The organism is Caulobacter sp. HMWF025 (genome assembly GCF_003060965.1).
GTDB lineage: Bacteria > Pseudomonadota > Alphaproteobacteria > Caulobacterales > Caulobacteraceae > Caulobacter.
This window is the reverse complement of sequence record NZ_QAII01000116.1, coordinates 1-11,360: the sequence shown is the minus strand read 5'-3', so window position 1 is coordinate 11,360 and position 11,360 is coordinate 1. Positions and strand designations below refer to the sequence as shown.

Genomic DNA, 11,360 nt, shown 5'->3' with positions numbered 1-11,360 from the left:
GCTCCATAGATCCAGGGGGCCGTCAAATTCGGCGGCGAAGGTGGGCTTGAAGCTCGACCGGTCCAGCGGTGCCGCCGGCCCCGCCAGGACCGCCACAGGCCAGAGGGTCGCGAGCAGCAGGGTCGCGAGCAGGGAGCGGGAACGACCTGACGGCATGCGGCGACTCCGGACGGGATACTCGCCAGCATTAGGCGATGCCTCCGGCGGCGTCACCATGGCAGCCGTCAGTCCAGGGCGTCCGGGCTCCGGGCGCGCCGAGAAAGCTGGTGCTCGCGCAGGGTGATGAACAGGGTCGAGGCCACGACGATCCCGGCCCCGATCAAGGTCGTGGCCTTGGGCACCTCATGGAACAGGACAAACCCGGCCAGCACGGCAAAGACCAGCCGAGTATAGTCGATCGGGGCCATGACCGCCGCCTCTCCGGCCTCCATGCCCTTGATGTAGCACCCCTGGGTCAGGGTGCCGATCACGCCCATGGCCGCCAGCAGACCAAGGTCGGGCAGGCTGGGCCAGCGCCAGACGAACAGGGCCGGCGGGAGCGAGAACACCAGGCCCAGCACCGCCGCATAGACCAGCAGGGTGAAGGGCGAGTGGTCGCGGGTCATCACCTTCATGCCCGTGATGGTCAGGGCAAACAGCAGGGCCGAGGCCAGGGCCGCAGCCTGCGGCCAGCCCACCCAGCCACCTGATCCGTCTGCCCCTGGCCGGAGCATGACCAGCACGCCGACGAATCCGATCAGGGCCGCGCTGATCCGCAGCGGCCCCAGCGGCTCGCGCAGAACCAGGGCCGCCAGCGGCACCAGCCACAGGGTGCGGGTGAAGGACAGGGCATTGGCGTCGGCCAGCGGCAGGGCCTGGTAGGCATAGAAGGCCAGGATCATGGCCAGGACCCCGGCGCTGGACCGGAAGACCAGAATGCCCGGACGCGTGGTCCGGAACGCCCCCCGCCAGTCCCGGGCCACCAGCGGCAGCAGCACGATCACGCCGGCCAATTGCCGGTAGAAGGTCTGCAGCGCCGCCGGATAGCCCGGCCCGAGATACTTGATCAGCGTGGTCATCACCGTGAAGCCGACCGCAGAGGCCAGCATCCACAGGGCGCCGCGCAGATTGGGGGTGAGCGCTGTCCCGGTCACCCGGCCGCGCCGGCCGCGAGCATGGCCGCCCGCATCTGCTCGGCCTGCTCGGGCGTGATGCCCATGGCCGACAGCAGCGGCGAAGGGGCGCTCGGGTTCCAGCTGTGGGCCCCGCCGATCGTGATGCCGCCGTCGACCACGAGGTGGGTGCCGGTGACGAACAGCGAGTCGTCGCTGGCCAGGTAGAGGGCGGCGCGGGCGATATCCTCGGGCAGGCCGGCCTTGGGCATCGGCTGGATCTTCGGGGCGACCTCGGCAATCTGGGCGGCCATCTGGTCGGCGACCTCGCGCGGCAGGCCCATCGAGGCCCCGAAGATCGAGGTAGCGATCAGGCCCGGGCAGATGGCATTGACCCGGATCTTCTGCGGCGACAGCTCGGCGGCCGCACAACGGCTCATATGGATTACGGCGCACTTGGCGGCCGAATAGGCCAGCGGCCCAAAGCCCGCCTGCAGCCCGGCGATCGAGGCGGTATTGATGATCGAACCGCCGCCACGCTCCAGCATCAGCGGCAGGGCATATTTCATGCCCAGCACCGGACCGCGCACCAGCAGGGCAAAGGTATGGTCCCAGCCCTCGGCGGTCATGTCGGCGACGCCCGCAGGGGTGCCGCCATGGCCGGCATTGTTGAACAGGATGTCGAGGCCACCAAAGGTCTCCTTGGCCAGGGCCACGGTGGCGGCGATATCGGCCTCGACAGTGACGTCGCAGCGGGCGAACCGCACGCTGTCGGGGAAGCGCCGCTCGAGCATAGCGCCCTTCTCGACCTGGAGATCGGCGGCCACGACCTTCGCGCCCTCAGCCACGAACAGCTCCACCGCGCCCAGGCCGATGCCCGAGCACCCGCCGGTGATCACGGCAACCTTGCCGTCCAGACGTCCAACCATGGTCTTGTCCCTTCCCTGCCGCCCGACCTCTGACGGGTCGGTGATCATTGATCATACTCGCGGAGTGAAAGGCGCTTGGCTAGTGACTTTCCGGGCGGGAGGCCGGGCTGAGGAACGCCCGGCGCAGGTCGGCCAGGGCCGGGCCCACCAGGCTCCAGGGCTCGACACAATAGCGGACGAACAGACGGCGCGGATCAGCGACCAGCCGGAACAGCCACTCGATGCCGAGACGGCCCATCCAGCGCGGCGCGGCCTTCTGGGCCCCGGCCTCATAATCGAAGGCGCCACCGACCGTGAAACTGGCGCAGGGCGAGGTCAGGGCCGGGTGGTTCTCCAGCACCCAGAGCTCCTGGCGCGGCATGCCCATGCCGACCAACAGGATGTGCGGGGCAAAGGCGTTGATCTCCGCGACCAGCGCCGCGTTCTCGGCCGAGCCCACTGTCGCGTCGAAATAGCCGTGATGGGTGACGAGGTTGACCCCTGGATAGTCGGCCAGGATGGTCTCGCGGGCCCGGTCGGCCACGCCCGGCGCGCCGCCGACGAAACAGACCCGCCAGCCCTCGGTCCGGGCCCGGGTCCAGAACAGGTCGCGCCAGTCCAGATAGGTGCAGCGATGGAACGACCGGCTGGAGCGGCCGATCAGCCGCGCCCAGTGAATGAGCGGTGTGGAGTCGACCTCGACCAGATCGGCCGCCGCGAAAAAGGCCCGCACGCCCGGGCTTTTCGCCGCCAGATACAGGCTGTGCAGGTTGTGATTGGCGATGATCGACCCCTGCCCCCGGGCCAGACGGCCGGCGACGAAGTGGAAGACCTCCTCAGGCCGGACCAGATCCATGGCGGCACCGAGGATCGTGACCCGCTCGCTGTCGCGCCGCGAACGGCGGAAAGGACGGGACAGCGCCTCGGGCTCGGCGCGGGACAGGGCGACGTCGGACATGACCGCAGTCTTGTCCAGGCGACGTAAGCATCCCGATAAGCTTCATGCTTAGCGGGGATTAACCCTGACGGCCCCGCCCTTCGGAGCCGTCAGGATCAGGCCGTCCTAGTCGTTGGTCACCACAACCTTGCCCATGGCCTTGCGGCTGGCGAGGTGGGCGATGGCTTCGCCGGCCCGGGCCAGGGGGAAGCGCTCGGACACGTGCGGACGGATCTTGCCGGCCGCATAGAGGTCCATCAGCTCCTGGACATTCTGGGCATGACCCTTGGGATCGCGGGCCACAGAAGCCCCCCAGAAGACGCCGACAATGTCGCAGGACTTCAGCAGGGTCAGGTTCAGCGGAATCTTCGGAATGCCCGACGGGAAGCCGATCACCAGGAAGCGACCGTTCCAGCCCGAGGCCCGGATGGTGGCTTCCGAATAGTCGCCGCCGACCGCATCATAGGCCACGTCCCAGCCATTGGGGCCGCAGGCGTCCTTGATCAGGTTGGCCAGCGCCTTCTGGCCGTCCTTGTCGAACGGACCGCGCGGATAGATCACCCCGGCATCGGCACCATGGGCGATGGCCAGGTCGATCTTTTCCTGGCTGGACGCCGCCGCGATCACCCGCGCTCCGGCCGCCTTGCCCAGTTCCACCGCCGCCAGGCCGACCCCGCCGGCCGCGCCGAGCACCAGCAGGGTCTCACCGGCCTTCAGGTGACCCCGGTCCTTCAGGGCATAGTAGGAGGTGCCATAGGTCAGGATGAAGGCCGCCGCCTCATCGAAGGGCATGGAGTCGGGAATGGCCGTGCAGCGGTTCTCGTCGAGGGCCAGCTTCTCGGCCATGCCGCCGTGGCCGGTCGAGGCCAGGACCCGGTCGCCGACCTTGAACTTCGTCACACCGTCGCCGACCGCGGCAATCACGCCCGACACTTCTCCGCCCGGGGCGAAGGGCCGCTCGGGCCGGAACTGGTACTTGTCTTCAATGATCAGGACGTCGGGATAGTTGACGCCGCAGGCCTTCACATCCAGCAGCACCTGGCCGGGGCCGGCCACGGGATCGGGCAGCTCTTCCAGCACCAGGGTCTCGGGTCCGCCGACCGCCTTGCTGAGCACCGCCTTCATCTGTCTTCTCCCGGGTTTATTCGTTAAGAGGCGGCGGACGCTAACGCAGGGCGCGCGACCAAGGAAGCGGAATGTCAAACAAACGTTTTAGCCTTGCCCTGCACGGCGGGGCCGGCGCAGCGCCGGGCCATGATTACAGCGTCGAGATCGCCCACATGCGCGGCCTGGTCGAGGCGGCCCGCGACCGGCTGGCCGGCGGAGCCGCCGCCCTGGACGTCGCCGTCGAAACCGTCGTCGCCCTCGAGGCCAGCGGTCTCTATATCGCCGGCAAGGGGGCCTCGCCCAATGCAGCGGGGGCCTATGAGCTGGACGCCTGCCTGATGGACGGGGCCACAGGCCGGGCCGGGTCAGTCGCCGCCCTGCAGGGCTTCGAGAGCCCGATCCTGGCGGCCCGCGCCGTGATGGAGAAGACGCCGCACGTCATGCTGGCCGGCGAGGGCGCCATGGCCTTTGCGCGGGCCCAGGGCCTGAAGGCCATTGACGATCCGGCGGCCTGGTTCACCCACGCCGCCGCCTTCGAGACCAATCACCCGCCGGACCATCCGACCGGCACGGTCGGCTGCGTGGTCCGCGACAGCGAGGGCCGGCTGGCCGCCGCCACCTCGACGGCGGGGGTGTTCGGCAAGATGCCCGGACGGGTCGGCGACTCGCCGATCATCGGGGCCGGGGCCTGGGCCGACGACATGGCCGCCGTGTCCTGCACCGGCCAGGGCGAATATTTCATCCGCACCGCGGTGGCCGTGCAGATCGCCCACCGTATGCGCTTCGGCGGCGAGAGCCTCGAGCAGGCCGCTGCGGCCGCCATCGCCGGGGTCGCGGCCCTCGGCGGCGACGGCGGGCTGATCAGCGTCGACCGCGACGGCAACATCGCCATGCCGTTCGCCTCCGACGGCGTTAAGCGCGCGGCCCTGCTGCCCGATGGAACGATTTTCAGCGCCGCCTTTTGACAGGGCTCCAGCGGGTTGAACGCTCAACCGGCGATCTTTAGGGTTGCTCCCATGCATGCTCACGCCGGCCAGTTGGCCCGACCTGAAGACCTGATCGACCTGGCCGCCCTGACCGGGGCCTATTTCGACCGCCGTCCCGACCTGGCCGATCCGGCCCAGCGGGTGACCTTCGGCACTTCCGGGCATCGGGGCTCCAGCCTCGACGGGGCCTTCAACGAGGCCCACATCCTGGCGATCGCCCAGGCGATCGTCGAATACCGCGCTGGCCAGGGCATCACCGGCCCGATCTTCGTCGGCCGCGATACCCATGGCCTGTCCGAACCCGCCTGGCGCAGCGTGATCGAGGTGCTGGTCGCCAACGGGGTCGAGACCCTGATCGACGACCGCGACGGCTTCACCCCGACCCCGGCCGTGTCGCATGCCATCCTCGCCCATAATCGCGGCCGGACCTCGGGCCTGGCCGACGGCATTCTGATTACGCCGTCGCACAATCCGCCCCGCGACGGCGGCATCAAGTACAACCCGCCCTCGGGCGGTCCGGCCGACGGCTCAGCCACCTCTGCCATCGCCGCCCGCGCCAACCGGTTGATCGAGACCGGCCTGACGGAGGTGCGCCGCATCCCGTTCGAGCAGGCGATCCGTCAGGCAGGCCGCTTCGATTTCCTGGGCCGCTATGTCGACGACCTCGGGAGCGTCCTGGATCTCGACATCATCCGCAGCGCCGGGGTGAAGATCGGGGCCGATCCGCTTGGCGGGGCCAGTGTCGGCTACTGGGGCGAGATCGCCGACCGCCACCGGCTCGACCTGACCGTCGTCAACCCGGCGGTCGATCCGCGCTGGGCCTTTATGCCGCTGGATACAGACGGCAAGATCCGCATGGACTGCTCCTCGCCCTGCGCCATGGCCAATCTGGTCAATGCCATGGCGGGTGGAGCGAAGTTTGATGTCGCCACCGGGAATGACGCCGACGCCGACCGCCACGGGATCGTCACCCCCGACGGCGGGCTGATGAATCCCAACCATTTCCTGGCCGCCTCGATCTCGTATCTGTTCAGCCACCGCGAGGGCTGGGGTTCGAACGTTGCCGTCGGCAAGACCCTGGTCTCGTCCTCGATGATCGACCGGGTCGTGGCCGGACTGGGCCGCACGCTTCTGGAAGTGCCGGTCGGCTTCAAGCATTTCGTGCCGGGCCTGCTGGACGGCAGTGTCGGCTTCGGTGGCGAGGAATCGGCCGGGGCCGCATTCCTGCGCCGCGACGGCACGGTGTGGACGACCGACAAGGACGGCCTCCTGCTGGCCCTGCTGGCCGCCGAGATCCAGGGCCGCACGGGGCGCAGCGCCAGCCAGCTGTATGACGAACTCGCCGACCGGTACGGCCGCCCGGCCTATGCCCGCCTCGACGCCCCGGCCGACCGGGCCCAGAAGTCGCGCCTCGCCGCCCTCAGCCCCTCGGACGTTACGGCCACGGCCCTGGCCGGCGAGTCGATCACCGCCACCCTGACCACCGCCCCCGGCAACGGCGAGGCGATCGGCGGCCTGAAGGTGGTCACCGCCAATGCCTGGTTCGCGGCCCGTCCGTCGGGGACCGAGGATGTCTACAAGATCTATGCGGAATCGTTCCTCGGGGATGACCATCTGAAACAGGTGCAGACCGAGGCCCGCGAGGTCGTGGCCGGGGCCCTGAAGGGCTAGAACATCGCGCACCTTGCTCCAGGGAGCCTTTCCGCCACTTTACGCTGCGCCCAAGGCCCGTTAGGCAGGACGAAGAGGGGTGGGGATCTCTTAGAGTCAGGGCGTAATTCGCATGAGTGCGACTAAGGCTTCCGACCCGACGCCACCGGTCCGTCAAAAGGGCTTTCTGGGCGCGGTCGAGCGACTAGGCAATCTGTTGCCCGAACCCGTCATGATCTTTGTCTGGCTGATCCTGGGCCTGATGGTCCTGTCGGCCATAGGCCAGGCGCTGGGCTGGTCGGCCTCGATCACCTATGGCGGTGATGAGGCTCCCCAGTTCGGCGAGCTGGAGAACGGCGTGCTGACCTATGCCGCCAGCAGCCTGTTTTCCGAGGCCAACCTCGCCAGGCTGTTCACCGAAATGCCCAAGACCCTGACGAACTTTGCGCCGCTGGGCCTGGTTCTGGTGGTGATCCTGGGGGCAGCGGTAGCCGAGCGCTCGGGCCTGTTCAGCGCCCTGATCCGGGCCAGCCTGCGCGAGGCGCCGAAAGCGATCCTCACCCCGCTGGTGGTGCTGATCGGCATGGTCTCGCACCATGCCTCCGACGCGGCCTATGTGGTGTTCATCCCGCTGGCCGGCCTGCTGTTCGCCGCCGTCGGTCGCCATCCGCTGGCCGGCATCGCGGCCGGTTTCGCCGCCGTCTCCGGCGGGTTCGCCGGCAATCTGACCCCGGGCCAGTTCGACGTGGTGCTGTTCGGCTTCACCCAGGAAGCGGCCCGGATCATCGATCCGGCCTGGACCATGAACCCGCTGGGCAACTGGTGGTACATCCTGGCCATCGTCTTCATCTTCACGCCGATCGCCTGGTTCCTGACCGACCGGGTGATTGAGCCGCGCCTGGGCCCCTGGGGCGGACAGGCCGATGACGGCCTGAAGGCCGAACTGGCCAAGTCGGCGGTGACGGCCGAAGAGAAGCGCGGCCTGAAGCTGGCCGGTCTGGCGGCGCTCGCCGTGGTCGCCCTGTTCGCCGCCCTGACCCTGATCCCCGGCTTCACCCCGCTGATCGACGAGACCAAGACCGGTCCGGCCCAGCTGACCCCGTTCTACAGCGCCCTGATCGCCGGCTTCATGCTGCTGTTCCTGGCCTGCGGCGTGGCCTTCGGCATAGGCGTCGGCACGGTGCGGTCGGACAAGGACGTGGTGATCATGATGACCGACGGGGTCCGCTCGGTGGCCCCCTATATCGTCTTTGCCTTCTTCGCCGCCCACTTCGTGGCGATGTTCAACTGGTCGCGGCTCGGCCCCATCGCCGCCATCCACGGGGCCGAGGCCCTGAAGGCCATGAACCTGCCGGCCCCGCTGCTGCTGGTCAGCGTGCTGGCCTTCTCGTCGGTGCTGGACCTCTTCATCGGCTCGGCTTCGGCCAAGTGGAGCGCCCTCGCCCCGGTGGTGGTGCCGATGTTCATGCTGCTGGGCATCTCGCCGGAAATGACCACCGCCGCCTACCGGATGGGCGACAGCTTCACCAATCTGATGACCCCGCTGATGAGCTATTTCCCGCTGGTCCTGGCCATGACCCGGCGCTGGGACCCCGGCATGGGCGTCGGCTCGCTGCTGGCCCTGATGCTGCCCTATGCCCTGGCCTTCATGGTGGCCGGCGTCGCCATGACCCTGGCCTGGGTGATGTTCGACTGGCCGCTGGGGCCGGGGGCCCAGGTGCATTACATGCCGCCGGGCGGGCTGTTGAAGTAGGGGGCGGGCGGGGCCCGCCCCCGCTCTCGTCTGCCAAATTCTTGTCATCCCGGAAGCCTCGCAGAGGCTGTCCGGGACCCAGGGGCCGGCGCATGGCGGTTGCCCCTGGGTCCCGGCGCTCCGCTTCGCTGCGGCCGGGATGACAAGCGTTTTTGGTTTGGCCTTGGCCGCCCCTGGCCGCCCAGGCCCCGCCCTAAAGCCTTGGAGGCGAGCTTGCTCTGAGGTCAGGCCGTGTCAATGACCGGCCAGAGGCCGGCCGCGCGCGGCGGCGCGGCGCGCCGTCATTGACACGGCCTGACCTCAGAGCTCCAATTCCACCAAGGGTTTCAGGACGCGCCAGCATCCGCTGCGGCGGATGGCTTGGCTAAATGCCCGCGTCGGCCCGAGCGACAAGAACCAACAACGCGAACAAGCCGGCCGTCGCAAACGCCAAGAAAGCTATGGACCCCACGATGCGTGGAAGAGGCTTGAACCACCTCGCCCGCAGGTAAAGCGGGACATACGCAAGCGTCGGAATCACCGGCAGCGAGACCCAGATGGTCAGAGGGTCGGGCAAGCCCATTTCATAGAGGTGGCCGGATACAAGAAGCGCCAGCAGCCCAGCGAGAAATCCGGAGGCAAGGCCCCCTGCGCAGCAGGCGACGTACCAGCCAGCAGGACGCGATCCCCTTTCCTCGGCTTTGATCTGTTGTCGCACGCTGGGATCAATATTCCGCCAGCGCGTTGACCCAGATAGCCTCAAGCGCACCCCTTGAAGCACCGCCGCCTCCGTGAGTTGCCGGAACCAATCGACGTAGGACCACTCCGTTGGTTTAGGGCTGAAAAGTCGCCTAAGATCGCTATCCCACCCCACCTGCATCGCTTCCAAGTAGACGAAGGGAAACGTGCTTGAACGCGGCTCGATGTACAAACGCCCCTCGGCGTCGATGCCAATTTCCTTGATCGAATCTGTTCGCATCAGCCCTTCACCCCAACAGGCACACCCGTGACTACCTCAACATCGCCCGCCTGCAACGGGTCGTAAGCACTCCCCCTCACCCAAAACCTAGCCACCACCGCCGCTTCGCCCTATACCGCCCGGATGTTTGAAGGCCTCTCCCCCCTCGCCCGCGACGCACGCGCCTGGCCGTTCGAGCAGGCACGCGCCCTGCTGGCCCGCACCCTGCGTCTGCGCCTGTCCGACGCCGAGCGCGATCTCGCCGCGACCCTGATCCACGCCGGCAAGACCGACGAAGCGGTCGCCACCCTGGAAGCCTTGCGCAAACCGGTGGTGCTGGAGACCGGCTATGGTCCGTCGGGCCTGCCGCACATGGGCACCTTCGGCGAGGTGGCGCGCACGACCATGGTCCGCGCGGCGTTCCGCGCCCTGACCGATGATGCGATCCCCACGCGCCTGATCTCGTTCAGCGACGACATGGACGGCCTGCGCAAGATCCCGCCGAACGTGCCGAACGGCGAGGTCATGATCCCCGACCTCGACAAGCCGCTGACCGTGGTCCGCGACCCCTATGGCGAGCACGAGAGCTTCGGCCATCACAACAATGCCCGCCTGCGCACCTTCCTCGACGGGTTCGGCTTCGACTATGTGTTCGTGTCCTCGACCGACTGCTATCGCGGCGGCCGCTTCGACGAGACCCTGCTGCTGGCCCTGGAGCGGTTCGACGCCATCCAGAAGATCATGCTGCCGTCGCTGGGCGAAGAGCGTCGGGCCACCTATTCGCCGTTCCTGCCGATCAGCCCCAGGACCGGCAAGGTGCTGCAGGTCCCGACCCTGGAGCGCAATGTCGCCAAGGGCACGATCGTGTTCCGCGACGAGGACGGCGCGCTGACCGAGGTTCCGGTGACCGGCGGCGGCGTCAAGATGCAGTGGCGTCCCGACTGGGCGATGCGCTGGACCGCGCTCGGCGTCGACTACGAGATGAGCGGCAAGGACCTGATCGACAGCGTCCGCCTGTCGAACCAGGTCTGCAAGGTGCTGGGCGGCTCACCGCCGGAAGGGTTCCACTACGAACTCTTCATGGACGAGAACAACCTGAAGATCTCCAAGACCAAGGGCAACGGCCTGACCATGGACGAGTGGCTGCGCTACGGCGCGCCCGAGAGCCTGGCCTATTACATGTTCCAGAGCCCCAAGAGCGCCAAGAAGCTCTATTTCGACGTCATCCCCAAGGCGACGGACGAATATCTTCAGCAGCTGGACGCCTTCCAGAAGCAGGAACCGGCCAAGCAGATCGACAACCCGGCCTGGCACGTCCATTCGGGCAAACCGCCCGAGCAGGGCTCGCCGGTGTCGTTCAGCCTGATGCTGAATCTGGTCTCGGCCGCCGACGCCTCGACCAAGGACATCCTGTGGGGGTTCCTGGGCCGCTATGTCGACGGCGCGACGCCGGAGAGCCAGCCGCTGCTGGACCGCCTGGCCGGCTACGCGATCCATTACTACGAGGACTTCGTGAAGCCCTCGAAGACCTTCCGCGCCCCGACGGATGTTGAGCGCGCGGCGATCGCCGACCTGCGCGGCCGCCTCGCCGCCCTGCCGGAGGGCTGCCAGGATGCCGAGCTGATCCAGAACGAGGTTTTTGCGGTCGGCAAGGATCATGGGTTCGATCCTTTGCGCGCTTGGTTCCAAGCTCTTTACGAAGTGCTGCTAGGGCAGAGCCAGGGGCCGCGGTTCGGCTCCTTCGCAGCGATCTTCGGTCTGGACCGGACGATCGCGCTGATCGACGAGAAACTGGCGGCGGGCTGACCGCCGGACGACCGAAGGGACCGTGTGGCGGGCGCGCAGGCGCCGGATCCGCCCGACCTTCGGCCAGCCGGCGCTTTCCAGCGGTTGTGTGTCGGGTCGAAGGTTGCAGCGTCACGAAAAACGCGTGACGAGCAGGCGATGGTTCATCTCGCTCCCGGCCGGGAGCGGTCGCAAATGAGGATTCC

At 68.0% G+C, this 11,360-nt stretch carries 9 protein-coding genes and 1 pseudogene; 4 read left to right on the top strand and 6 right to left on the bottom strand.

The window, feature by feature from the left end; all coding sequences use genetic code 11:
* Positions 1–224: 224 nt before the first annotated feature.
* The 4 genes from DBR10_RS12725 to DBR10_RS12710 form a co-directional block, all read right to left on the bottom strand.
* On the bottom strand, positions 225–1,133 hold the full coding sequence (locus DBR10_RS12725) for a DMT family transporter (protein ID WP_255579991.1): 909 nt from the start codon (positions 1,131–1,133) through the stop codon (positions 225–227).
* Positions 1,130–2,020, bottom strand: coding sequence for an SDR family NAD(P)-dependent oxidoreductase (locus DBR10_RS12720; RefSeq protein WP_108505105.1), 891 nt, complete (start codon positions 2,018–2,020; stop codon positions 1,130–1,132). The genes DBR10_RS12725 and DBR10_RS12720 overlap by 4 nt, the downstream gene beginning before the upstream one ends.
* Positions 2,021–2,099: 79 nt before the next feature.
* A complete protein-coding gene (locus DBR10_RS12715) occupies positions 2,100–2,957 on the bottom strand; it encodes a WecB/TagA/CpsF family glycosyltransferase (protein ID WP_233243399.1) in 858 nt (285 codons plus the stop codon).
* A gap of 105 nt (positions 2,958–3,062) precedes the next feature.
* Positions 3,063–4,061, bottom strand: coding sequence for an NADPH:quinone oxidoreductase family protein (locus tag DBR10_RS12710; RefSeq protein WP_108505097.1), 999 nt, complete (start codon positions 4,059–4,061; stop codon positions 3,063–3,065).
* Between the two features lie 71 nt (positions 4,062–4,132).
* On the opposite strand from DBR10_RS12710, the gene DBR10_RS12705 reads away from it, so the two are divergent.
* The 3 genes from DBR10_RS12705 (at position 4,133) to DBR10_RS12695 (ending at position 8,432) form a co-directional block, all read left to right on the top strand.
* Positions 4,133–5,008 carry an isoaspartyl peptidase/L-asparaginase family protein gene (locus tag DBR10_RS12705; RefSeq protein ID WP_108505096.1) on the top strand — a complete coding sequence of 292 codons (876 nt, stop codon included), beginning with the start codon at positions 4,133–4,135 and terminating at the stop codon, positions 5,006–5,008.
* 51 nt (positions 5,009–5,059) lie between these two features.
* Positions 5,060–6,700: a phosphoglucomutase (alpha-D-glucose-1,6-bisphosphate-dependent) gene (gene pgm / locus DBR10_RS12700; protein ID WP_108556386.1), complete on the top strand. Its 1,641-nt coding sequence runs from the start codon at positions 5,060–5,062 to the stop codon at positions 6,698–6,700.
* A 112-nt stretch (positions 6,701–6,812) separates the two neighbouring features.
* Positions 6,813–8,432, top strand: coding sequence for an AbgT family transporter (locus tag DBR10_RS12695; protein WP_108556385.1), 1,620 nt, complete (start codon positions 6,813–6,815; stop codon positions 8,430–8,432).
* Between the two features lie 43 nt (positions 8,433–8,475).
* Here the strand turns inward: DBR10_RS12695 and DBR10_RS19335 are convergent.
* A pseudogene (locus DBR10_RS19335) lies at positions 8,476–8,586 on the bottom strand (hypothetical protein); the annotation flags it as partial.
* A gap of 210 nt (positions 8,587–8,796) precedes the next feature.
* The gene (locus DBR10_RS12690) at positions 8,797–9,390 is read right to left on the bottom strand and encodes a hypothetical protein (protein ID WP_108505409.1); all 594 of its coding nucleotides are present in this window, start codon (positions 9,388–9,390) and stop codon (positions 8,797–8,799) included.
* 123 nt (positions 9,391–9,513) lie between these two features.
* On the opposite strand from DBR10_RS12690, the gene DBR10_RS12685 reads away from it, so the two are divergent.
* On the top strand, positions 9,514–11,175 hold the full coding sequence (locus tag DBR10_RS12685) for a lysine--tRNA ligase (protein ID WP_108556384.1): 1,662 nt from the start codon (positions 9,514–9,516) through the stop codon (positions 11,173–11,175).
* Positions 11,176–11,360: the final 185 nt, after the last annotated feature.

What these genes read in the sequence shown, in the direction of transcription:
- DBR10_RS12720 (WP_108505105.1), bottom strand. Translation starts at nt 2,020, where the DNA reads ATGGTTGGACGTCTGGACGGCAAGGTTGCCGTGATCACCGGCGGGTGC.
- DBR10_RS12715 (WP_233243399.1), bottom strand. Translation starts at nt 2,957, where the DNA reads ATGTCCGACGTCGCCCTGTCCCGCGCCGAGCCCGAGGCGCTGTCCCGT.
- DBR10_RS12710 (WP_108505097.1), bottom strand. Translation starts at nt 4,061, where the DNA reads ATGAAGGCGGTGCTCAGCAAGGCGGTCGGCGGACCCGAGACCCTGGTG.
- DBR10_RS12705 (WP_108505096.1), top strand. Translation starts at nt 4,133, where the DNA reads ATGTCAAACAAACGTTTTAGCCTTGCCCTGCACGGCGGGGCCGGCGCA.
- pgm (WP_108556386.1), top strand. Translation starts at nt 5,060, where the DNA reads ATGCATGCTCACGCCGGCCAGTTGGCCCGACCTGAAGACCTGATCGAC.
- DBR10_RS12695 (WP_108556385.1), top strand. Translation starts at nt 6,813, where the DNA reads ATGAGTGCGACTAAGGCTTCCGACCCGACGCCACCGGTCCGTCAAAAG.
- DBR10_RS12690 (WP_108505409.1), bottom strand. Translation starts at nt 9,390, where the DNA reads ATGCGAACAGATTCGATCAAGGAAATTGGCATCGACGCCGAGGGGCGT.
- DBR10_RS12685 (WP_108556384.1), top strand. Translation starts at nt 9,514, where the DNA reads ATGTTTGAAGGCCTCTCCCCCCTCGCCCGCGACGCACGCGCCTGGCCG.